Source organism: Acinetobacter sp. AHP123, assembly GCF_023757925.1.
Lineage (GTDB): Bacteria > Pseudomonadota > Gammaproteobacteria > Pseudomonadales > Moraxellaceae > Acinetobacter > Acinetobacter oleivorans.
This window is the reverse complement of sequence record NZ_CP092454.1, coordinates 2040656-2064856: the sequence shown is the minus strand read 5'-3', so window position 1 is coordinate 2064856 and position 24201 is coordinate 2040656. Positions and strand designations below refer to the sequence as shown.

The 24201-nt window shown below is 38.0% G+C and carries 19 protein-coding genes and 1 tRNA gene; 7 read left to right on the top strand and 13 right to left on the bottom strand.

Annotation, left to right across the window (positions count from 1 at the left end):
• Positions 1–26: 26 nt before the first annotated feature.
• Together MJX77_RS09850 and greB are read right to left on the bottom strand one after the other, a co-directional pair.
• Positions 27–116: transfer RNA gene (locus tag MJX77_RS09850), tRNA-Ser, on the bottom strand.
• 89 nt (positions 117–205) lie between these two features.
• Positions 206–700, bottom strand: coding sequence for a transcription elongation factor GreB (greB, locus tag MJX77_RS09845; protein ID WP_004790517.1), 495 nt, complete (start codon positions 698–700; stop codon positions 206–208).
• Positions 701–1071: 371 nt separating this feature from the next.
• On the opposite strand from greB, the gene MJX77_RS09840 reads away from it, so the two are divergent.
• Positions 1072–2184, top strand: a complete 1113-nt coding sequence (locus tag MJX77_RS09840; RefSeq protein ID WP_023274147.1) for an MltF family protein — start codon at positions 1072–1074, stop codon at positions 2182–2184.
• 90 nt (positions 2185–2274) lie between these two features.
• Here the strand turns inward: MJX77_RS09840 and MJX77_RS09835 are convergent, their stop codons facing one another.
• Positions 2275–2658, bottom strand: a complete 384-nt coding sequence (locus tag MJX77_RS09835; RefSeq protein ID WP_002118641.1) for an SCP2 sterol-binding domain-containing protein — start codon at positions 2656–2658, stop codon at positions 2275–2277.
• Between the two features lie 205 nt (positions 2659–2863).
• The gene (gene ttcA, locus MJX77_RS09830; protein WP_005307874.1) at positions 2864–3769 is read right to left on the bottom strand and encodes a tRNA 2-thiocytidine(32) synthetase TtcA; all 906 of its coding nucleotides are present in this window, start codon (positions 3767–3769) and stop codon (positions 2864–2866) included.
• A 505-nt stretch (positions 3770–4274) separates the two neighbouring features.
• Here ttcA and MJX77_RS09825 point away from each other — a divergent pair.
• Positions 4275–5135, top strand: coding sequence for a lytic transglycosylase domain-containing protein (locus MJX77_RS09825; protein WP_252058890.1), 861 nt, complete (start codon positions 4275–4277; stop codon positions 5133–5135).
• Positions 5136–5381: 246 nt separating this feature from the next.
• Positions 5382–6287, top strand: a complete 906-nt coding sequence (gene htpX / locus MJX77_RS09820) for a protease HtpX (RefSeq protein WP_144732251.1) — start codon at positions 5382–5384, stop codon at positions 6285–6287.
• Positions 6288–6336: 49 nt separating this feature from the next.
• Here the strand turns inward: htpX and MJX77_RS09815 are convergent, their stop codons facing one another.
• Both MJX77_RS09815 and MJX77_RS09810 read right to left on the bottom strand, forming a co-directional pair.
• Complete coding sequence (locus MJX77_RS09815; RefSeq protein WP_013197011.1) at positions 6337–6912, bottom strand: DUF4112 domain-containing protein; 576 nt, start codon at positions 6910–6912, stop codon at positions 6337–6339.
• A gap of 72 nt (positions 6913–6984) precedes the next feature.
• The gene (locus tag MJX77_RS09810) at positions 6985–10080 is read right to left on the bottom strand and encodes a multidrug efflux RND transporter permease subunit (RefSeq protein ID WP_252058888.1); all 3096 of its coding nucleotides are present in this window, start codon (positions 10078–10080) and stop codon (positions 6985–6987) included.
• A 263-nt stretch (positions 10081–10343) separates the two neighbouring features.
• Between MJX77_RS09810 and MJX77_RS09805 the strand changes: the two genes are divergently transcribed.
• The gene (locus MJX77_RS09805; protein WP_252058886.1) at positions 10344–11486 is read left to right on the top strand and encodes a glycerophosphodiester phosphodiesterase; all 1143 of its coding nucleotides are present in this window, start codon (positions 10344–10346) and stop codon (positions 11484–11486) included.
• Between the two features lie 43 nt (positions 11487–11529).
• Here MJX77_RS09805 and MJX77_RS09800 read toward each other — a convergent pair whose 3' ends face one another.
• Entirely contained in the window at positions 11530–12492 is a 963-nt protein-coding gene (locus MJX77_RS09800; protein ID WP_192455076.1) for an MBL fold metallo-hydrolase, read from the bottom strand.
• A 106-nt stretch (positions 12493–12598) separates the two neighbouring features.
• On the opposite strand from MJX77_RS09800, the gene MJX77_RS09795 reads away from it, so the two are divergent.
• The gene (locus tag MJX77_RS09795; protein WP_016137277.1) at positions 12599–12973 is read left to right on the top strand and encodes a diacylglycerol kinase; all 375 of its coding nucleotides are present in this window, start codon (positions 12599–12601) and stop codon (positions 12971–12973) included.
• Positions 12974–13143: 170 nt separating this feature from the next.
• On the opposite strand, the gene groL is transcribed toward MJX77_RS09795, so the two are convergent.
• The 4 genes from groL to MJX77_RS09775 all read right to left on the bottom strand — a co-directional run bounded on the left by groL (position 13144) and on the right by MJX77_RS09775 (position 16990).
• Positions 13144–14778, bottom strand: a complete 1635-nt coding sequence (gene groL, locus MJX77_RS09790; protein WP_049837303.1) for a chaperonin GroEL — start codon at positions 14776–14778, stop codon at positions 13144–13146.
• Positions 14779–14836: 58 nt separating this feature from the next.
• Complete coding sequence (locus MJX77_RS09785; RefSeq protein WP_002120604.1) at positions 14837–15127, bottom strand: co-chaperone GroES; 291 nt, start codon at positions 15125–15127, stop codon at positions 14837–14839.
• Positions 15128–15312: 185 nt separating this feature from the next.
• A complete protein-coding gene (locus MJX77_RS09780; protein WP_252058884.1) occupies positions 15313–16071 on the bottom strand; it encodes a metallophosphoesterase family protein in 759 nt (252 codons plus the stop codon).
• The gene (locus tag MJX77_RS09775; protein WP_252058883.1) at positions 16052–16990 is read right to left on the bottom strand and encodes a diacylglycerol/lipid kinase family protein; all 939 of its coding nucleotides are present in this window, start codon (positions 16988–16990) and stop codon (positions 16052–16054) included. The genes MJX77_RS09780 and MJX77_RS09775 overlap by 20 nt, the downstream gene beginning before the upstream one ends.
• A gap of 389 nt (positions 16991–17379) precedes the next feature.
• Here MJX77_RS09775 and MJX77_RS09770 point away from each other — a divergent pair, with 389 nt between their 5' ends.
• Positions 17380–19212, top strand: coding sequence for a phosphoenolpyruvate carboxykinase (GTP) (locus tag MJX77_RS09770; protein WP_005307903.1), 1833 nt, complete (start codon positions 17380–17382; stop codon positions 19210–19212).
• A gap of 41 nt (positions 19213–19253) precedes the next feature.
• Here MJX77_RS09770 and glpD read toward each other — a convergent pair whose 3' ends face one another.
• Together glpD and glpK are read right to left on the bottom strand one after the other, a co-directional pair.
• Positions 19254–20771: a glycerol-3-phosphate dehydrogenase gene (glpD, locus tag MJX77_RS09765; protein WP_252058881.1), complete on the bottom strand. Its 1518-nt coding sequence runs from the start codon at positions 20769–20771 to the stop codon at positions 19254–19256.
• Between the two features lie 149 nt (positions 20772–20920).
• Complete coding sequence (gene glpK, locus MJX77_RS09760) at positions 20921–22429, bottom strand: glycerol kinase GlpK (RefSeq protein WP_252058879.1); 1509 nt, start codon at positions 22427–22429, stop codon at positions 20921–20923.
• 374 nt (positions 22430–22803) lie between these two features.
• Here glpK and MJX77_RS09755 point away from each other — a divergent pair, with 374 nt between their 5' ends.
• Positions 22804–24135, top strand: coding sequence for an MFS transporter (locus MJX77_RS09755; RefSeq protein WP_081399115.1), 1332 nt, complete (start codon positions 22804–22806; stop codon positions 24133–24135).
• The last annotated feature ends 66 nt before the right edge of the window (positions 24136–24201 follow it).

The following is a 24201-nucleotide window of genomic DNA, read 5'->3' as shown; positions in this document are numbered from 1 at the left end:
TCATTAACAAGGGCTTTTTAAGAATTTGGCGGAAGCGGTGAGATTCGAACTCACGGAGGACTCACACCCTCGTCGGTTTTCAAGACCGGTGCATTAAACCGCTCTGCCACGCTTCCAACGAGCGCTATAATATAAATAAAAACTCAAGTTGGCAAACCTTTTATTTAACTTTTAATTCAAACGCTCAAAATAAATACAAATTAATTTAGTTTTCTGGATTTTCGTTCTTTTCATAGCGAATTGTATTGATATACCAAAGCTTTTTTCCAGATGGCGTGTGTACTTCAATCTCATCATCGACTTCTTTGCCGAGCAGTGCACGAGCCATCGGCGATTCAATTGAGATATGCTGTGGGTGATGATCATAAATTTCATCGATCCCTACAATACGTAAAGTTTTTTGCTCGCCTTCTTCGTTTTCAATTTCTACCCAAGCGCCGAAGTAAACCTTACCATCTTGCTCAGGTGCGTAATCAATGATTTTTAATTCTTCTAAACGCTTTCCTAAATAGCGCACTCGTCGATCAATTTTTCTAAGTAGCTGCTTATTGTATTGATAATCGGCATTTTCACTGCGGTCACCTAAGCTTGCAGCCCAATTCACTTTCTTTGTGATTTCTGGTCGTTCTTCATGCCAAAGTTGTTTTAATTCAGCAACTAATTTGTCATGCCCAGATCGAGTGATTAAGTTAGATTTCATGATTAAAAACCACTGTTCAACAACATATCGCTTACAAGATGTAGCATTTTATACCCTATTTTCTCATATCAGAAGTGTATAAATTTTCTTCCTTAAGAAATTCATGTGTTTATGATGATATATCGAATATTTAATTGTACGAAATTTGACAATACTTTTTTTCAATACTATGATGCGCGCAGATTAAATGTTGAGCAATTTTTAACCTTCTAGAAAACTATGTAGATTTTCTACACAGTTTGTTTTTTCATTTCATGTCATTTTGAATGACGTCATGACTGCCCACCCCTTATTGAATTTATCAACTTTTAGAAGTTATGGCAGCTTTTTGTCTGACTTTTGGGGCATAAATTACCTGTAGCGGAGACAACATGCACAGTAATTCAAGTTCAGGGTCGAGGCTTTGCCTTAACTCTTTATTTTCTTCTCTCCCGTTAAAAGCACTTGCACTTAGTACTATGCTTTTTCCATTTCATAGTATTAATGCAGGAAAAACCCTACAGTACAATACTGTAGTAAATACAAACACTTTAACTGTTGTTGCGGTAGAAAGCCCGACAACCGTTTTCAAAGAAGATCAGTTTTTACATGGTTTTGGTTACGACTTAGCCCGTAACTATGCACAAAGCCTTAATGTAAAGCTGGACTTTAAAATCGTGGCAGACAATGCCACTGCACTTAGATGGGTTCAGCAAGGTAAAGCAAACTTTGCGATGACGACCGCTGGTTTAAGTACCATCGAGAACAAAGGTTTGATGTCTTTTTCTGCAAGCTGTGGTGACACAGTCGATTTGCAAAAAAATGGTTTAAATCCTGAGTTAAGCTGGGTGTTTAAACAAGCTGATGACCCCCTCACCCAGACCGCTAGTGGCTTTGTATGCCAAAGTAAGCAAAATGGTGTGACTCAGCAACTCGCTTCTTTCTATAATCGTAATGTGGTGAAACCAGAAGCTTGGTCAACCATTCAACGTGACTTAACGACGCGTTTACCGATTTATAAAGCGAGCTTTAAACAAAGTGCAGCTAAATACGATCTCGACTGGCATTTACTTGCCGCAATTGGTTATCAAGAATCATATTTAAAGCCAGAATCTGTTTCTCCCACAGGTGTTCGTGGCTTAATGATGCTGACCAATAGCACTGCTCGAGCAATGGGTGTGAGCAATCGTAGTGATCCAGCTCAAAGCATTCAAGGTGGCGCGAAGTATTACGACCAGATGTTAAGTGAATATGATGATATTCCTTTCCCTGATCGGAACTGGTATGCGCTGGTGGCCTATAATATGGGACCAGGTGCGGTAAACCAGATTCAGAAGCGCTTGCAAGCACAAGGGAAAGATCCAAACCAATGGGTTAATCTCTACAATTATTTGCAAAGTAACAAAGCGCGTAATGGTCGATATAAGCAAGCGGTTCAATATGTCACTCGTATTCGTGCTTATCTTGAACATATCAAAACAGCGCAAACACGAATCAATATCTAATTTTATTATTTAAAAGTTGATAAATTCTTTGTTTGTGTGAATAAAAAGCTTACCTCTTGGGGTAAGCTTTTTATATGAATTCTTTTAGATTTAAGCTGTATGCTCTAATACTTTCTTAAACAAATCTTTTTGTTCTTGGCTTGGCTTAGCTGTTTGTAAAGCCATTAATTGAGACATATCGCCTTGAACTTTAATTTTACCAGTCATGAATGCCTGCATAGCAGCAGCCATATCAAACTCTAAGAATACTTTACGTAAAGTTTCAGCATCCATATTTAAAGTTGTTTTGGCATTTGAAGACAAACCTTTTTGGATTTTACCCCCATCTAAAGCTAATTCGGTATTTCCAGAAGCATCTGTAACTACTAAATTAATTGCCAAATTCGCAAGAGCAGGTGGCAAATTAAGATCCCCTGCTTCAGCAGTTAATTTTTCGACAGTAGCAAACCAATCTTCAGTTAAAAATGCAGGCATGATTCTTCCTCAAATTTATTTGTTCAATTTCTCTAGTTGTCTATCCAGACAACATCATGTGAAGCAATTCTGCTTGAGCGTTGTTATAGCATGTAATTTAAATTTAGGGCTATGACTTTTTGTACGGAACATTCATTTTTTAGTATTTTGATACATTAAAGGCACTTGTTTATAAAGTGCCTTTAACGTTGTCTATGTCTAGCATTTATTCAGCAGCAAAGCTTAAGTTCACGACATCTAAACGGTTTTTAAGCTCTTCCGGATCTTTAAAATCTAACTCGCGCTGAGAATCTAAAGCTTCAAAATCGAACAATTCACGGTCCGCTAACTGAGACGGTGATACGTTTTGTAACGCACCGAAAATACTGTGTAAGCGTTTCGGATATTGTTTATCCCAGTCACGTAGCATTTCATTAAGCATGGCACGCTGCAAATTTTCCTGCGAACCACAAAGGTTACATGGAATGATTGGGAACTGACGTAACTCTGCATATTTGATGATGTCTTTTTCTTCAACATATGCCAATGGACGAATCAGAATATTTTTCTTGTCCGATGATAAAAGCTTTGGAGGCATCGCCTTTAAACTTCCGCCATGAAACAGGTTTAAGAAAAACGTTGCAAGAATATCATCGCGGTGATGTCCTAAAGCAACTTTAGTCGCACCAATTTCTTGTGCAAAGCCATATAAAGAACCACGGCGTAAACGTGAACATACTGCACAGTAGGTTTTACCTTCCGGTGTTAAACGTTTAGTAATGGTATAGGTGTCTTTTTCTAAAATGTAATATGGAATGTTATTTTCTTCCATATAACGAGGTAAGACATCTTCAGGAAAGCCCGGTTGCTTTTGGTCAAGGTTAACCGCAACAACATCAAAATTGATTGGTGCAATACGTTTAAACTGCAACATGATATCGAGCAAGGTATAACTGTCTTTACCACCAGACACACACACCATGACCTTATCGCCCTCTTCAATCATATTGAAGTCACGAATAGCATGCCCAACTTGACGGCGAAGCTTCTTGAGCAAACGGTAATAGGCCGAGCTTGTTGGAAGTTCAGGCTTAAAATTAAATCCCTGATTGGACTCAACTGGCGCGTACATAGACGAGATATACCCATAAATAAAAATACCGCGCAATTTTATATGATTCAGAAGAGAATCGCATCAAAAGAATAGTTTCAATTCTTGAAGTCGTCACATTGCTCATGCATGATGCAAAAGTGATGCTCTATTTTTGACTGAAGCGTTCAAAAAATGTGCAAAATGCTTACTTTTTGGACTTTTCCACAGTTTTCCACAAAACCTGTGGATAAAATTGTGGATTTCTTCGTACTTGACAAACTGTTTTGACCTTCTGTTAAGGGTTTTATTTAAATTGATCATTTTTTAACCAATGTTTTTTACCCTTTAATATCAACATGTTATTCAAGTCAATAGAATCATTTTAAAAATAATTTTTAATTTTTTTTGATGAGCATTCGAACAAAACAGCTTGATTTTTTGAAAGAGTCGAAATAAAAAAAATTACACAAAACTTCTTTAAGTAATATTTTTTGATAAACTCTTTGGCAAGTTTTAAATACCTTAAAATTGTGAATAACATAAAATGAAAAATTCGGTTCAATTTCTTATTTCTTGTTTGCTGGGGATGACCACTTTTACGGTCGGCATAACTTCGAGTTCAGCAGGCCAAATGTATATTTACCAAGATAAAAATGGTAGTACATTGCTGACTAACCGAAAAAGTTATGATCAATCACTTAAAAAAGTAAAAGTGACTTACTACCCTGATAGTAATATTCATAGTTATACGAACTGGGGAGCATCAGAAGCTTCTGTTCTGCCAAGCTACAATAAAAATAAAAATGCTTTTGATCATATTATTAAACAAGCTGCTCTACAGCATGGTGTATCTGAAGGCTTAATTAAGGCTGTCATGCATACCGAGTCAGGATTTAACGTCAATGCCCGCTCTCCAGTAGGCGCGCAAGGTCTTATGCAACTCATGCCTGCGACTGCACGTCGATTTAACGTGACCAATGCCTTTGATGCTCAGCAAAATATTTTTGCAGGTGCAAAATATTTGAGCTGGTTACTCAAGCGTTTTGGAGGCAATACTCAGATGGCGCTTGCTGCTTATAATGCTGGTGAAGGAAACGTTGATAAATACGGCGGTATTCCCCCTTTTCGCGAAACACAAGACTACGTGCGCCGTGTAACGAGCCGATATCAAAACTTATATTCATCTGGTTCTGGTTTTTCATCTTTTTCTAATACTTCAGCACAAGTCACTTCTCAATCTTCTAATTTAGTGGAAAACACAACAGCTCAAATAGCAGCACCAGCTCCTAAATATTCCAATTCTCGTCAAATTGTGACTTTATCTAATGGAACATTTACTGATGCGCCTACAGGTACTTATGTCACAAACAATGCCACAGCAATTGCACATATTCGAATAGAGTAAGAACGTTTACTGACAGTTTATTTCGTCAAGTTTATGTGCCTTAAATTGTAATGATCTATTACCTGATCCTTACCATTTAGGCGAATTTAGCCAATTATTCTTTAAATTTAGGTACATTCTACTTCGTGAAAGAATGTATCAATTCCTTATTTTTTTCTTGAATTTTTCCCCTAAGCCCCGCATATTAGCTGCATGATTTAGAATTTGTAAATCAGATAACATTTTATTTATAAGAGGATTTTCTCAATGATGCGGATTGGTTTGTTTTTGCTTACCAACCTCGCGGTACTGGTTGTAGCTGGCATTATTTTGTCACTCTTCGGTGTCGGTAGTTACCATGGCGCGGGTGGCTTGAATCTAGGCAACCTTTTAGTGATCTGTTTTGTGTTTGGTATGGTGGGATCTTTAATCTCGTTATTCATGTCAAAATGGATGGCTAAGAAAACGACCGGTACAGAACTGATCGACCCGAATGCTCCTCGTAACCAAGCTGAAAGCTGGTTATTGCAAACAGTCGCTGAACTTTCTCAACGTGCTGGTATTAATATGCCAGAGGTTGGTATTTTTCCATCATATCAATCCAATGCCTTTGCAACAGGCTGGAATAAGAATGATGCCTTAGTTGCCGTTTCATCTGGTCTACTTGAACGTATGAACAAAGATGAGCTACGTGCTGTGCTTGCGCACGAGATTGGTCACGTTGCGAATGGTGACATGGTTACCCTAGCACTCATCCAAGGTGTCGTGAACGCCTTTGTTATGTTCTTTGCTCGCGTAGTCGGTGATTTTATCGACCGTAATGTTTTTGGTCGTCAAGATGATCAAGCCCCAGGTATGGGTTATTTCCTTATTACCATGGTATTAGATATCGTCTTTGGTATTCTCGCTTCTGCGATTGTGATGTGGTTCTCTCGTTATCGTGAATACCGTGCTGATGAAGCAGGTGCACGTTTAGCAGGTAAACAAGCAATGATTTCTGCATTATTACGTCTACAAGCTGAGACAGAATTGCCAGATCAAATGCCAAAAGAAATGAAAGCTTTCGCGATTGCGGAAGGTAAAGAACAAGGCTTTAGCTTAGCTGCTTTGTTCCAAACCCACCCAACAATTGAACAACGTGTGGCAGCTTTACATCAATTAGATTGCCCATAAAACGTTTAACGTGAAGAAATAAAGCCTCCAACTGGAGGCTTTATTTTTATTACATGGTTTGATAGAGACCCCAAAGATAACTTGCACCCCACCACACAGCGAAACCAATTAAAAGCAGTACAAACGCGCCTAATAAATCAGGTATATGCAACCATAACCAACTCACCACAGGATTACGCCAAAAAGCTGAATGCTGCTGCTTCTTTTCGAGTTTTTCATGCAAATATGGATGAACAACATGAATATCACTTTGAATCGCATATTCTTCGCGTATGTGCGTATGAACCACATCTAAGGCTTTTCTACTAGGGCGTATAAAAATATCAAAAATAGTTCCAGCAACTGGAACAAAACCTACTACAGCATCTACAACAGCGAGTTTGATAACTGGGGTTAACTTGTGTTGTGGTACACCAATCTGTTTAGCTTTATAAATCGCATAACACGTCAGCACAAAACCTGCGACATCGCCAGCAATCGGAATCGTGCTCAGTGCAGCATCGGCACCAATGCCCTGCTTTGTAAAAGGAATACGCACCGCGCTGTCCATCATGGTGGCAAACTTGGCAAGGTCTCGTTCTAATGCGATGACCTGTTGCTCTGTTAATTTTTTTTCTTGAGGCATCTAAATCAAATATATGAAGAGAAGTTAAACTTAATATACTTGATTTAATGCCTCTTTTTAAATTGTTTACTTTTAACTAGATGCTTTCGATCTAAATAGTGAACGCAATAACACATACATAACTGGAATAAAGAATAAAACCAGCACCGTACCAAACATCACACCACCTAAAATACTAATACCGATTTCTTGACGGCTCACAGCCCCAGCACCTTGAGCAAACACGAGAGGAATCACACCTGCACCAAAAGCTAAAGATGTCATTAAAATCGGTCTTAGACGCAAGCTAGCGCCCTCTAAAGCCGCCTGAATGGCATTCTTACCCTTTTCTTGAGCCAAGGCTGCAAACTCAACAATTAAAATTGCGTTTTTACATGACAGGCCAATTGTGGTTAACAGTGCAATCTGGAAATACACATCATTGGGTAGTCCGAAAATATAAGAGAAAATGACACTTCCTCCGACACCTAGCGGAATAGAGGTCATCACAGCGGCTGGAATACTTAAGCTTTCATATAAAGCGGCTAAACATAAGAAAATAAAGCCTGCTGAAATTAAATATAACCAGACAGCCTGATTTGTCGACTTCTGTTCTTCAAAAGATAAACCTGTCCAAGCTAAACCGACATCTTTTTGCTGATTTACAAGTTGTTCAACATCTTTCATTGCCTGACCTGAACTGCTACCACTCGCAACATCTGCCTGTAACTGCAAGGCACTATAACCCATATAGCGTTTTACGATTTCAGGAGCACCGCCCCAGCTAAAGTTAGCAAATGAACTAAAAGGCACCATTTCATTTTGGTTGTTACGCACAGACCAGTTATATAAATCTTCAGGTTTCGATCTGAACTCGGCATCACCTTGAATCATGACACGCTTAATACGACCACGGTCAATAAAGTCATTTACATATGTTCCGCCCCACGCACTCGACAAAGTGTTGTTAATCGCGGGTAGTTCTAAACCATTTGCTAAGGCTTGTTTCTGATCAATTTTGATATTGAGATTTGCTTTACTATTGGTTGATTGCTTATCAAAGTTTTCAAAACTTGAGTAGTTTTTACTTTGAGTTTGCAATTGACGGAAGGTGCTATCTAGAAAATCTTGTCCCTGTCCATTTAAATCTTGAATCCATAAATCCATACCATCTGTTTGACCTAAACCATTTACCGAAGGTGGCAAAGTCACATTAATTTGAGCATTATTTAATTGGCTAAAATATTTCATTGCCCGCTTTTGTATAGCATCCGCTGAGTTTTCTTTTCCGGTACGCACATCCCACGGTTTTAAAGCAATAAATCCTTGTGCTAAATTTTGCCCTGTACCCGAATTGTTTCGACCATAGCGGATTAAGACTAAATCGACATTTTTATCTTCTTGAGTTAAGAAATATTGACGAACTTGTTCACCAATTTTCTGACTTTGAGAAATCGGGGCGCTATCAACAAGTTTAATTTGAACACTTAAAATCCCTTGATCTTCTTTAGGAATAAATCCACTTTTTAAACCGCTATAGAACAGCATAAAGACAGCAATCAAAGCCACAAAAATCACAACAACCGACTTACTGTAATGAATGCTTGTTTGAACGATCTTGATATATTGATTTTTAAGTTGATCAATCTTTTGGTTAAACCAAACTGCCCAGCGCATAGGCTGAGGATTAGGCTTTAAAATTAAGGCACACAATGCTGGTGTTAGGACTAATGCAACAACAAGCGATAACGCCATAGCGGCAACTAAGGTAATTGAAAACTGGCGGTAAATCACCCCAATTGAGCCACCTAAAAAAGACATTGGAATAAAAACAGCAGTTAATACCAATGTAATCCCAATTAAAGCACCACTAATTTCGCCCATTGACTCAATAGCTGCTTCTTTGGGTGTTAAGTGCTGTTCGTGCATGAGCCGTTCAACGTTTTCTACGACTACAATTGCATCATCCACTAACAAGCCAATAGCGAGTACCAGTGCAAATAAGGTTAAGGTGTTAATGCTAAAACCGAGCACATATAAAACAGCAAAAGTTCCTAAAATAACAACTGGAACGGTAATACTCGGAATGAGTGTCGCACGCCAGCTTTGCAAAAATAGGAACATTACCAAAATAACTAAAATAATCGCTTCAATAAGGGTCTTTACAACTTCCTTAATCGACTCTTGAACAAACGGCGTGTTATCACGTGGATAAACAATTTTATAACCCGCAGGTAATTTAGTTGTAAGTTGATCTAGAGTTTGATGGATGAGTTTAGAGGTCTGAATGGCATTTGCCCCCGAAGACAATGAAATACCTAAACCTGCGGCAGGATAACCATTAATGGTGTTAAAAGACTGATAGTTTTCTGCACCCAACTCAACTCTAGCAATATCTTTTAAATAGACATAGCTCGCTGTTTGATTTGATTTGACTACAATATTTTTAAAATCTTCGACTGTTTTTAGTCGAGAACCAGCTGTAACTTTAGTATTTAAATATTGTCCATCAATAACAGGTAAATCACCAATTGCACCCGCAGCCACTTGGGTATTTTGAGCGGTAATTGCACTGGCAACATCACTTGGCATTAAATTATATTGTTTTAATTTATCAGGGTTTAACCAGATTCGCATTGCATATTGCGAACCGAAAACATCAGACTCACCCACCCCTTCAATACGGTTCAGGTTATCGACCACATGCGTCGTTAAATAGTCTGATAGCTCAATATTCCCCGCTTTACCAGTCGAGTCATATAAACCTACCACCATAAAAGTATCACCCAGAGACTTACTTACCGTCACCCCTTGGCGTTGTACTTCATCTGGTAAACGTCTTATTACGCCACTAATACTATTTTGTACTTGTACCTGTGCCGTATCTGGATTTGTTCCATTATCAAAACTAATGGTAATTCGGCTACGCCCCGACGAGTCACTGGTAGAACTGAAATAAAGTAAGTGATCAATACCTTGTATTTGCTGTTCTAAAATCTGAGTAACACTTTGCTCAACCGTTTGTGCATCTGCCCCACTATAACTTGCCGATACTGTAATTTTTGGAGGTGCAATATCGGGGTAGCGTTCTACTGGCAAATTCAGAACCGAGAAAATACCAAATGCCATAACAATAATTGCAAGTACACTGGCAAAAATAGGGCGCTGAATAAAAAATTTAGATAGCATGGCTGCTCAGAATTAAGTCGTCAATTAACGGGTGGCAATACCGAATTCGGCATCTTGATCATCAACGAGCGATATATAAAAGACAAGTAGAATTAACACAATAAATGCAATTAGGACAAAAACAAAGCAGGAATGGCTATTTCCTACAAACCCATAAAGAAGGTTTTAACAAGTGTCACTGAAAGTTCATGAATTCTTCATGATCACGTCAAACTCAATAAGCAGACTAGAGCCGTTTCAACTAAAACAATATGAGTAGAATTATGTTTAAAAGAGCAATTTTATGCTTAAGTTTAATTAGCTTGGTTGGTTGTAATGACGATGATAAAACCGAAAACACGCCTACTACACCAGAATACCAACTTCCTAAGATTTTAGTGATTGGGCACCGTGGCGCTAGCGCTTTACGCCCTGAACACACTCTAGCTTCATATCAAAAAGCCATTGATGATGGTGCAGATTTTATTGAACCAGATTTAGTATCTACAAAAGACGGCGTGTTAGTTACTCGCCATGAAAATGAGATTGGTGGAACAACCAATGTAAGCACTTTAACTCAGTTTGCAGACCGTAAAACAACAAAAAATATTGATGGTAAAGACTTAACAGGTTGGTTTACAGAAGACTTCACTTTAAATGAATTACAGCAGCTTAAAGCTCGTGAACGTATTCCAGAGTTCCGACCTGCAAACACAGCTTATAATGATCTCTACCCTGTCCCGACTCTAGAACAAGTGATTGAGCTGGCAGAAGCAAATTATAAAAAAACAGGAAAAATTATTGGTTTATATATTGAAACCAAACATCCGACTTACTTTAAAAATCATAATCTGGCAATGGAAGATACTCTTCTTAAAACATTAGCCAAATATGAATATACACGTGATATTGCACCTGTGTATTTACAGTCTTTTGAAGTGAGTAATTTAAAATATTTAAAAGATCAGCTGGACCTTCATAAAAGTATTAAACACGCACAAATCATTCAATTATATGATGCTAAAACCTCTCAACCAGCCGACTTCGTTGAATCTGGTGAAACTAAAACTTATGCAGATTTAGCCACAGCACAAAGCTTAAAAGACGTAGCTAAATATGCAAATGGTGTAGGACCAAGTAAAGGTTATATTCTAAACTTTAATGACAATGGCTCAGTTCAAACGACTTCGTTTATTTCTGATGCGCATAAAGCTGGCTTAAAAGTACATCCTTATACTTTCCGTCCAGAAAATAATTTCTTACCAAAGCCTTTAAAATGCAGTCAAGATAAACCAGCTGAGCGCTGCCCAACTGGTGCTTTAAAAGAATTTGAAGCCTATTTCAAAGCGGGTGTTGATGGAATCTTTACAGATGACCCAGCCCTTGGCCGTGAAGCTGTTATTAATTATGAAAAAGCCGCAAAATAATTAAAGTTTTTAATAAAAAACAGGGCAATAAATGCCCTGTTTTTTATTTCTCTACAACATTATCAAAATAAAGTGGGATCCACTGATATTGCTCAGCATTTACTTTATAAACATGTCCAATGCCTGGGAATGGTAAATGTGGTGCTGCGACCCATTGCTGTTTATTTGAAATTTCAGCGAACATTTTTAAACGGGTATTAATCGCCTGCTCAGAATTCACATCAAAATCCACACCAGTTTTTGGAGCATCAAACTGCAAAGAATGCGAATGAACAATGTCTCCAACAAAAATTATTTGCTGATCATTACTCTTTAAGCGAAAGCTATGATGCCCAGGTGTATGACCGCGCGTATCGATCACTTCAAAACCTTGAATAACATCACCATCTTTAAATGTCTTAAATGCTTTTTTTGCTTGATATGGAGCAAGAGCAGTTTTTATGTTTTTCACAGTACCTAAATAGTTTTGCTTTTTATCTGCTGGTACTGTTTTTTCAGAAGCTGGATTTAACCAATAATCAGCCTCGCGTTCATGTGCATATACGGTTGCATTTGGAAATACAGCTTTCCCATTTTGAGCAATACCACACACATGGTCAGGGTGTAGATGAGTAAGTAAAACAGTTTTTACATCAGCAAGTTGATAACCTGCCAATTCAATATTTTTTGCAATTGAACCAAGTTGTGGGCCAAAACAACTTGCTGCACCACTATCAACAAGCGTTAAACTCTTACCATCATCTACTAAAAATGCATTGACCGAAGTTTGAATACCCTTCTCATTCACAGCAGCATATTTCGTTAATATTTTAGTTTTCTGAGTCTGATTTAAATTTTTAAACAAGTTAGGATTTAGATAAATCGTGCCATCAAGTAAAGACGTTACACGGTATTTTCCGAATTGATGCTTATAATATCCAGGTACTTGTTGAGTAGGAGTTTGTTCGGCATACGCAGCATGCATGCTACAAAATGCAAGACCCAAAGCTACACATAATTTTTTCATCTCTTCTTCTCTATTCAGTTATAAAGTCAAAATCTTTAAAAAAGATTTAATAATTTTTTAAGACCCAAATTATATAATGCATGAAATGTGTCAGAAATATAAGTAAATGAATAGCTATTCTCCTTATAAAGGTAAAACAGGCCTTAAGCGTATATTAAATGCAACCGGCTACTCGATTTCCGGATTTAAAGCAGCATATAAAAATGAAGCAGCTTTCCGTCAAATCGTTTTGATTAATCTTATTTTAATTCCAGTCAGTTTTTTTCTTGACGTAACCCGCAGTGAACACGTCTTACTCATTATTGTATGTCTATTTGCAATGATCGTTGAATTGTTCAATTCGGCTATTGAAGCAGTCGTTGACCGAGTTTCTCTTGAAAAACATCAGCTTTCTAAAAATGCAAAAGATATGGGAAGTGCGGCTCAATTTGTTGCGCTTTCTATTATTGCTATTACATGGTTGTTCATTTTATTAGGATAAAAAAAACCATGCTTATAAGTAAATAAGCATGGCTGTAACAAAGAGGAACTTCTAGCTGCTGTTCCTGTTTTTTAATATAAGTTATTGAACTTAACTATTTCTTAAAATCACGTAAAATAAAAAATCCCTGTATAAACAGGGATTTTTTTAGTTCAAGCGTTGATGCGTTATTACATCATACCGCCCATACCACCCATACCGCCCATATCTGGAACAGCTGGTTTATCTTCTGGAATGTCAGTAATCATACATTCTGTAGTTAACATTAAACCAGCTACAGAAGCAGCGTGTTCAAGTGCAGAACGAGTTACTTTAGCAGGGTCAAGAATACCCATTTCTAACATATCGCCATATTCGCCAGTTGCAGCGTTATAACCAAAGTTACCTTCACCGCCTTTAACTGCATTGATAACTACAGATGGCTCATCACCAGCGTTCGCAACGATTTGACGAAGTGGAGCTTCGATCGCACGGCGTAAAATATTGATACCCGCTGTTTGATCTTCGTTAGCACCTTTTAGGTTGTCTAATACATTTACAGCACGTACTAGCGCAACACCACCACCAGCAACTACACCTTCTTCAACTGCTGCACGAGTTGCATGAAGTGCGTCGTCTACGCGGTCTTTCTTCTCTTTCATTTCAACTTCAGTTGCCGCACCGATTTTAATTACAGCAACACCGCCTGCTAATTTAGCAACACGTTCTTGTAATTTTTCACGGTCGTATTCTGAAGAAGATTCTTCAATTTGAGCACGGATTTGCTGAACACGCTCAGCAATAGCAGCTGCATCACCAGCACCATCAACAATTACAGTGTTTTCTTTAGAAACAGTGATCTTGTGTGCAGTACCTAAATCTTGAAGAGTTGCTTGTTCTAAAGACATACCAACTTCTTCAGAAATAACAGTTGCGCCAGTCAAGATTGCGATGTCTTGAAGCATTGCTTTACGGCGGTCACCGAAACCAGGAGCTTTAACAGCACATACTTTGATAATACCGCGCATGTTGTTTACAACAAGTGTAGCAAGCGCTTCGCCTTCAACATCTTCAGCGATGATAAGAAGTGGTTTACCAGTTTTCGCAACTGCTTCTAAAACAGAAATCAATTCACGAATATTACCGATTTTTTTGTCAACAAGAAGAATGAATGGGTTTTCAAGCTCTGCTGTTAAAGTATCTTGCTTGTTTGCAAAGTACGGAGAGATATAACCACGGTCAAACTGCATACCTTCTACAACGTCTAAAGCGTCTTCGAAGCCAGAACCTTCTTCTACAGTGATTACGCCTTCTTTACCTACTTTTTCCATCGCTTGAGCGATAAGTTTACCAACAGTAGTATCAGAGTTAGCAGAGATAGAACCAACTTGTTCGATCGCTTTAAAATCATCAGCAGGTTTTGCATTTGAACGGATATTTTCAACTACAGTTTTTACTGCGATATCGATACCACGTTTTAAATCCATTGGGTTCATACCTGCAGTTACAGATTTGATCCCTTCATTTAAAATTGCTTGAGCAAGTACAGTTGCAGTTGTAGTACCGTCACCAGCGATGTCGTTAGTTTTGCTAGAAACTTCACGAACAAGTTGAGCACCCATGTTTTCAAACTTGTCTTTTAATGAAATTTCTTTAGCAACAGTTACGCCGTCTTTAGTGATGTGTGGAGCACCGAAAGAACGGTCAATCACTACGTTACGACCTTTAGGGCCTAAAGTCACTTTAACAGCATCTGCAAGTACGTTTACGCCTGCAATCATTTTTGAGCGAGCTGAATCACCAAATTTTACGTCTTTAGCTGACATATTAAACTCCAAATCTTTTTAAATACTGAATCTGATAATGAATTGAGTTATGGATTGATTAGCCTTCCAACACAGCTAAAATGTCTGACTCTTTCATGATTAAGAGTTCTTCACCACTTACTTTCACTGTTGTACCTGCATAAGTACCAAACAATACTTTGTCACCAACTTTAACATCCAAAGCACGTACGCCATTCTCAGTGATTTGACCATTACCTACTGCAATTACTTCACCTTGAGATGGTTTTTCAGCAGCAGAACCTGGAAGTAAAATACCACCAGCAGTTTTGGTTTCTTCTTCTACGCGACGAATTACAACGCGATCATGTAATGGACGAATGTTGCTCATAATTAACTCCATCAGACTAAGTCTTTTTGATTAATCGTTATTGCTTTAATCCAGAGCAATAACAAAATATTTAGATGTCACTTTTGTGGGGATGAAAAAAAAGGCTTCAAGGGGAAAATGAAAAAAAACTTATCTTTTTCGAATATTTTTTAAACAATCAAATAATTAAACTCATCTAAACCAAATCAATCAGAAGTGAATTCAGCCAGCTGTGCATTAAACCAATAATGATTAATTCTTCCTTCATTTGAAATGACATTAAAACTATTTGGAACATGATAATGCAAACGGCTAGATGTCGCTGTTCCTGCATGAATATCATAAATAGGATGATCTATTTCTAATTGATAAATTTGCGTTAAATCATATACAGCTGTTTTATGCAGATGCCCATGTAACATACCAAACAGTCCTGTCTTACTCCATTTTTCGAGAGCCATTTTTCCTAATACGGGACAATCTTTAATACCATGCTCATCATCAGGCGGGGTATAAAAAGGCTGATGAAAAACAACTAATTTGATTTTATTCTCTGGTCCTTGCTGTAATCGCTCATATGTAGTTTGAATTTGCTCAATCGAAATATGTCCACGCGTATGATAACGGCGACGTATACTGTTTACGCCAACAATATAGAAATGTTCAGTTTCTAAAGTTGGTTCAAGCTGGCCAAAAAAATATTGATAGCGAGTAAATGGTGAGAAAAAACGGTTCCAGACATGGTACAACGGAATATCATGATTACCAGGCACAACAAGATAAGGAATATTAAGACTATCTAAAAACTGACGACAATTATAAAACTGTTCATATCTGGCTCGCTGAGTAATATCTCCACTCACAACAATAACTTCAGGTCTATGTTCGGTACAAAAAAGCCGAATTGCATCTAAACAGGCCTCAATTTCTGTTCCAAAATGCAAATCAGACAGATGTAATAACATTGGGCACCATAATATTTAAAGCATTCTTTTCTACAGTGAAATTTAATGGTGTTTTCATCTCTAAAATTTCACCATCTAAAGCTACAGTAAGTTTTGATTTTTTTGCACATTCAACAATGACATGATCAGCACAAAAACTATAAACATCTTTTGTCTCTTCAACCTTTCCCTGAATCCATTGCCAAAGCATATGTAATAAACTAAGCCTATCACTTTTTGTAATGACTACTCCAGCGACTCTCCCCTGTGCAGCACAATCAGCAATTCTTAATTTCATATCACATAGTTGAAGTTGATTATTACCAAAGAAAATTAGAGGGGTTTTGACTGGATACTTTTTTCCATCAACCGTGACGGAGAGCTTCATAGATTTATTTTCTCTTAATAAAACATCCAAAGCTGAGGTATACGCATGTAAAGGTAAACGTCCTAAGTATTTATTGTAGAGCTCACGTTTTTTTATAAACAATGGATAAAGACCTAGGCTCGCATTATTCAAATAAACGTGGTCATTAATAGTCGCAATATGTACAGAACGGGGTGTTCCTGTAGCAATGACTTCAGCCGCCTCTAACAAATCTAAAGGAATATCTAAAACTTTAGCGACGTAGTTAAAAGTCCCCAAAGGTAAAATTCCCATAGGAATATTGGTATGACGAAGTTTTGATGCTACTGCATTTAACGTCCCGTCTCCACCCGCTGCCACAACAACGCCTAAATTTGCGTTTTGACTATGCCGATGAATTACTTGATTCATTAAATCATCAAATAAAACATCTTCCGATAATTCAAAAACTTGTATTTCAAAACCAAATTCGGTGAGTACAGTCATTAATTGTTCATACATATCTTCATGTTTTGAAGCATGAAAACCCGACTTCTGGTTATAGATGATAGAGAGAGGTTTTAAAGTCCGCATTTTTATTATCTTAAAGAGGATTTACCTTGTATTTTGTATATAAAATCACCTAATAAAAGTCTCTTTATGTAAATTTCGAATGATGATCATTTGTTTAATCAATAATAATTCTCAAGAAAAATTTAAACACCAAGTTATTGATTTTAAAAAAAATAAATAATATAAATAACACACATACAACATAAAAATGTAAAGAATAAAATACACCAAAAAACAATAAATATATGATTTAAATTAAAAAAAACAAAAAATCAAAATATCTATTTCTTATTCTTTAGTCTTATTTTTTTTATGATTTTGTGCTTTAATACAGCCACTTTTTTATTTGATCTTTCATTGTACCTCAATGAATGACTTGTACGTTGTACATATTTTGAATAGGCCTCACCATGACCACAGTGAACGCACCAGAATTCGTTCGTCATCCTAAGCTTATCGCATGGGTTGAAGAAATTGCAAACTTAACCAAACCAGCAAAAATCGAATGGTGTGACGGAAGCGAAGAAGAGTATCAACGTCTAATCGACTTGATGATCGCTAACGGCACCATGCAGAAATTAAACCAAGAAAAACATCCTGGTTCTTATCTTGCAAATTCTGACCCATCTGATGTTGCGCGTGTTGAAGATCGTACTTACATTTGCTCTCAAAAGAAAGAAGATGCTGGTGCGACAAACAACTGGGAAGAACCAGCTGTTATGCGTGAAAAGTTAAATGGTTTGTTCGAAGGATCAATGGAAGGTCGTACAATGTATGTTGTACCTTTCTCTATGGGTCCACTTGGAAGCCATATTGCTCATATCGGTATCGAGTTAACCGACTCTCCTTACGTTGCTGTTAGCATGCGCAAAATGGCACGTATGGGTAAAGCAGTTTATGACGTACTAGGTACAGACGGCGAATTTATTCCTTGTATTCATACCGTAGGTGCTCCACTTGCTGAAGGGCAAAAAGACGTTGCATGGCCTTGTAACCCTGAAAAATACATCGTTCACTACCCAGAAACTCGTGAAATCTGGTCTTACGGTTCTGGTTATGGCGGTAACGCATTACTTGGTAAAAAATGTTTAGCACTTCGTATCGCTTCTGTTATGGGTCGCGAACAAGGTTGGTTAGCTGAACATATGCTTATTCTTGGTGTGACTAACCCACAAGGTGAAAAGCACTATATCGCTGCAGCATTCCCATCTGCATGTGGTAAAACAAACTTCGCAATGTTAATTCCACCAGCAGGCTATGAAGGCTGGAAAATTGAGACTGTAGGTGACGATATTGCTTGGATCAAACCAGGTGAAGACGGTCGTCTATACGCAATCAATCCAGAAGCTGGTTTCTTTGGTGTTGCTCCTGGTACAAATACCAAGACTAACCCTAACTGTATGGCAACTCTTCATAAAGATGTTATCTATACAAACGTTGCGGTAACTAACGACGGTCAAGTATGGTGGGAAGGTCTTTCTAAAGAAATTCCAACTAACTTAACTAACTGGAAAGGTCAACCTCACGTAAATGGTGAAAAAGCTGCTCATCCAAATGCGCGCTTCACTGTTGCTGCTGGTCAATGCCCTTCTATCGATGCTGACTGGGAAAATCCAGCAGGTGTTCCGATTTCTGCATTTATCTTCGGTGGTCGCCGTGCAGATACGGTTCCTTTAGTTTCTGAAGCTTTTGATTGGGTTGATGGCGTTTATAAAGCTGCAACTATGGGTTCTGAAACTACTGCTGCTGCTGTTGGTCAACAAGGTATCGTTCGTCGTGACCCATTCGCGATGCTTCCATTTGCTGGCTACAACATGGCTGACTACTTCGATCACTGGTTAAGCCTTGGTCAAGAAGTAAGTACAAAAGCTGAAGCTGCTGGTAATAAATTACCAAAAATCTTCAATGTAAACTGGTTCCGTCGTGATGCTGAAGGCAACTTCGTATGGCCTGGTTTCGGTCAAAACATGCGTGTTCTTGAGTGGATCATTGACCGTTGTGAAGGTCGTGCAAACGCTGTTGAAACACCAATTGGCCTTGTTCCAACTTACGATGACTTGAACTGGGAAGGTACTGAATTCTCTAAAGAAGAATTTGACCTTATCACAGCTCAAGATAAAGATCAGTGGGTTACTGAAATTGAAAGCCACACTGAGTTATTCAATAAACTTGGTGAGCGCTTACCAAAAGCATTAAAAGAACGTCAAGCAGCTTTACTTGAAGCTGTAAAAACTGGCTTCTAATTGCTAAATATAAAAAAGGTCGCCTTGTGCGACCTTTTTTATTATGCGGCATCATCTTTTTGTCGACGTCCAGCCAAATAACTTTCCAAATTTTTTACTTGTTTTTCATCAAATACCAAACCTAGCTTAGTTCTACGCCACAATATATCTTCTGCCGTATTTGCCCATTCATTTTCACATAAATACTGAACTTCAGATTCAAATAAACCGTGACCAAAATCTTGCCCTAATTGCTCAAGAGCTTTTCGCTCATGCAAAATACCCAAAACCCTAGAGCCATAGGCATTTGCCCAACGAGTAGCAAGCTGCTCTGTTACCCCTTCAACTTGGTTTTGAATCTTTATAACTAAATCTTCAAGTGTGGTCCAATTCTCCGCTCCAGGTAATACTTCATTTGCAGTCCACTCCTCTCCCATATCTGTAAAAAATGGGCCAAGTTGCTCCAGAGCCGATTCAGCTAATTTCCGATAAGTTGTAATCTTTCCACCAAATACGGAAAGTAAGGGAGTTGTTTTATCTTCAACTTGCAGTGCCACAGTATAGTCACGTGTAACTGCAGATGGATTATCCGACTCATCATCACATAAAGCTCGAACTCCAGAAAACTGACTGACGATATCTGTACGGGTGAGCTGCTTTTTAAAATGTGAATTTGTGACTGTCAAAAGGTAATCAATTTCTACATCGGTAATCTCTACCTTTTGTGGATCATCCAAATATTCCTGATCGGTCGTACCTATTAATGTGTATTTTTCTAAATAAGGAATGGCAAACACGATGCGTCTGTCTTCATTTTGCATGATAAAAGCTTTATGACAATCATAGAGTTTAGGCACAACAATATGACTTCCTTGTATAAGCCGAATTTGATATGGCGATTTTAATTGTAGGTTTTCACTAATAATTTCTTCGACCCAAGGACCTGCTGCATTCACTAAGGCTTTTGCTCGTATTTGATAAGACTCAGCCCCGCTTTGTAGCTCCAAATGCCACAGTTCTTGTTGTCTATAAGCCTTAACACATCTTGTCCGTGTTACAACTTTAGCACCCTTCTCTTTAGCTTGTAGTGCATTCAACAGAACAAGACGTGCATCATCTACAGTACAGTCCGAATATTCAAAGCCACGCGTTATAGCTGGTTTTAGGGGACTATCTTCTTTGAAATAAATAAGATTTGATCCTAATAATTTTTCTCGTTTTCCTAAATGATCATAAAAAAACAAACCAGCACGAATTAACCACGCAGGACGCAAATGTGGTCGATGAGGCATGATAAAACGCATTGGTTTAATAATATGGGGGGCTTTAGCCAACAAGACTTCACGCTCTGCTAAAGCTTCTCTAACCAACCGAAATTCTTTATGTTCTAAATAGCGTAAACCGCCATGAATTAATTTACTGCTTGCAGATGAGGTATGACTAGCCAAATCGTCTTTTTCACATAAAAACACCGATAATCCGCGGCCTGTTGCGTCGTTAGCAATACCAACGCCATTAATACCGCCACCAATCACAGCAATGTCATATATTTTTGAATAATCATTAGTTTGTACTGTCATTTCTCATTTTCTTTTTATTGTTGATCTTATAAAAATTAAAACATCAAATTGATGAAACAACAATCAAAAAAGTAGAATAATCAATTTTAAATACCTACTAGGTAAGCTCATCATTGATTACTCTACAATTTAATTAATTTAAGAAAAAATCAATCCTCTGCCCAATTTTGACTACGCTGAACTGCCTTCAACCAGCCTTTATACATAACTTCAGTTTCTTCAAGGCTGGTACGTGGTTCAAAAACTTTCTCTATAGCAGATTTATTCCGTAATTCATTCAAATCTTGCCAGAAACCTGTTGCCAATCCAGCAAGAAAAGCAGCACCTAGAGCTGTTGTTTCTTTCATAGTTGGTCTTTCAACTGGAGTGGCTAAAATATCAGCCTGAAATTGCATCAAGAAATTATTTTCTGTTACTCCACCATCAACTCGAAGGGTGCGAAGCTTTTCCTCTGCGTCTTGCTGCATTGCATCAAGCACGTCTCTTGTCTGGTAAGCAATTGACTCTAAAGTTGCACGAATAATATGTTCTATACTCGCTCCACGAGTAAGTCCAAAAATCGCCCCACGCGCTGCCGGATCCCAATAGGGAGCACCTAAACCTGTAAAAGCAGGTACAACATATACACCATTGCTGTCTTTTACACGTGTTGCATAAAGCTCAGAGTCTTTAGCATTCTTAATTACCTTTAACTCATCACGAAGCCACTGTACACAAGAGCCACCATTAAATACGGCGCCCTCTAAGGCATAGTTCACTTCACCATTTGCACCACATGCAATCGTCGTCAGTAAACCATGCTCTGAACGGACAATCTTTTTACCAGTGTTCATGAGTAGAAAGCAGCCTGTGCCATAGGTATTTTTTGCTTGTCCGGGTTCTACACACATTTGTCCGAAAAGTGCAGCTTGTTGATCCCCTGCTATACCGGCAATCGGAATCCCCACTTCTTGCCCGCTAATGGTATGTGTGTATCCATAAACCTCAGATGAACTACGCACCTCTGGTAGCATTGCTCTAGGAATATCTAAAGCTTGTAAAAGTTTTTCATCCCATTCGAGCTTTTCAATATCAAAAAGCATGGTTCGCGAAGCATTGGTAAAATCAGTGACATGGGCTGCGCCATTGGTTAATTTCCAGATTAACCATGTGTCCACCGTACCAAACAATAACTCTCCTCGCTCAGCGCGCTCACGACTTCCTTTTACATGGTCCAAAATCCATTTAATTTTTGTAGCAGAAAAATAAGGATCAATAACTAAGCCAGTTGTTTTACGAATATATTCTTGCCAACCCGCTTTATGCAATTGATTACATATTTCAGTTGTCTGTCGGCTTTGCCAAACAATCGCGTTGTAAATCGGCTTGCCTGTTTTCTTATCCCATACAATTGTGGTTTCCCGTTGGTTTGTAATCCCAATTGCCGCAACTTGTTCACTCTTGATGCCAGCTTGAGCTAGAGCTTCTACCCAAACAGCACTTTGTGTGGCCCAAATTTCCATAGGATCATGCTCAACCCAACCTGGCTGCGGATAAATCTGAGTAAATTCTTTTTGAGCAATACTTACAACGTTAGCATCATGATCTAAAACAATTGCTCTTGAGCTTGTTGTTCCCTGATCAAAAGCAACAATATATTTTTTCGGGCAATTTGACATCTGAATGTCCCTTTCATTATCCACACACATCTAGTCCACAATGCCAAGACATCATGCCTAACAGTATTTATTTAAAATTTTCTTTGGAATATATCATTATTTTTAAGAGATATAGGTTTTCTTGGCTTAAACATTACGCATTCTTTATCAATTTTTACTACTTAGAAAAAAAACAGTATGTCAAAGATTGGAGTAAGGCTATAAAAATGACCTGATCGGCTAATTTAAAATCACATGAATATTCAACTTATCCCCTTGCTTAAATAATAAACATTGTTTTACAGACATAAAAAAAATAAAGTGAAATACTCCTCTGGATAATATGTAAAAACGGAATAAAACTTCTCTTTTTTAGCATTCAACCCAAGCGAAACATGGAGCGACTCATGGTTGATCAACCTTCTACCGCAACAACTCCGCATTCTAATTTAGATACAAAAACCCGGCTAAAATCAATTTTGGGCGGTTCCGCGGGTAACCTTGTCGAATGGTACGACTGGTACGTATATGCCGCATTTACGCTCTATTTTGCTCATGCATTTTTCCCAAAAGGAAGTCAAACAGCTCAACTTCTTCAAGCGGCTGCAATTTTTGCTGTAGGTTTTTTAATGCGACCAATCGGTGCATGGATTATGGGAATCTATTCAGACCGCAAAGGACGTAAAGCAGGTCTCACACTTTCCGTTACTTTGATGTGCGTAGGCTCACTTCTTATTGCTGTGACGCCAAGTTACGAAAGTATTGGTGTATTTGCACCTCTTTTATTAGTTGTCGCTCGTTTAATTCAAGGCTTAAGCGTAGGCGGTGAATATGGTGCTAGTGCCACTTACTTAAGTGAAATGGCCGAAAAAAATCGACGTGGTTTTTTCTCGAGCTTTCAATATGTCACCTTAATTGCAGGACAACTGACAGCTCTATGTGTTCTTTTAATATTACAAATGGTATTAACCGAACAACAGTTACATGATTGGGGATGGCGTATTCCATTCTTTATTGGTGCTTTACTTGCCATTGTTGTGTTCCGTATTCGTCGTGGCTTATTAGAAACACAATCTTTTAAAAATGCCCAAGCTGAAAAAGACCAACCACAATCGGGCATGTTTGCTTTATTCAAACACTACCCTAAAGAAGCTTTTACAGTATTATTTTTAACAGCTGGCGGAACTTTAGCTTTTTATACCTATACCACTTACCTACAAAAATATTTAGTAAATACGTCCGGATTTACAAAACCCGAAGCCACTCAAATTACCACGTTAGCGCTATTTATTTTCATGTGCTTACAACCTGTAGCGGGTGCTTTGTCAGACCGAATCGGTCGAAAACCTCTTATGATTTTCTTCGGAATAACGGGTGTATTATTCACATATATTTTATTTGATGCACTCGCAAACACGCATAACTACTGGACAGCTTTCTGGTTATGTTTTGGAGGTCTAGTGATGGTAACGGGTTATACTTCAATTAATGCTGTGGTTAAAGCAGAGCTCTTTCCTGCGCATATTCGCGCTTTAGGAGTAGCTTTACCCTACGCGATTGCCAATACATTATTTGGCGGTACAGCAGAGTTCTTTGCTTTAAGTTTTAAAGAAGCTGGACATGAATCTTGGTACTTTATTTATGTGAGTATTATGATCTTCATTTCACTTATTATTTATATTTTTATGAAAGATACTAAGCATCATTCAAAAATTAAAGAACATTAATATTTTAACAAAAGAGCTAATATCGCCAGCCGATGTTAGCTTAAATCGTGCGATTAAGCCCCAACA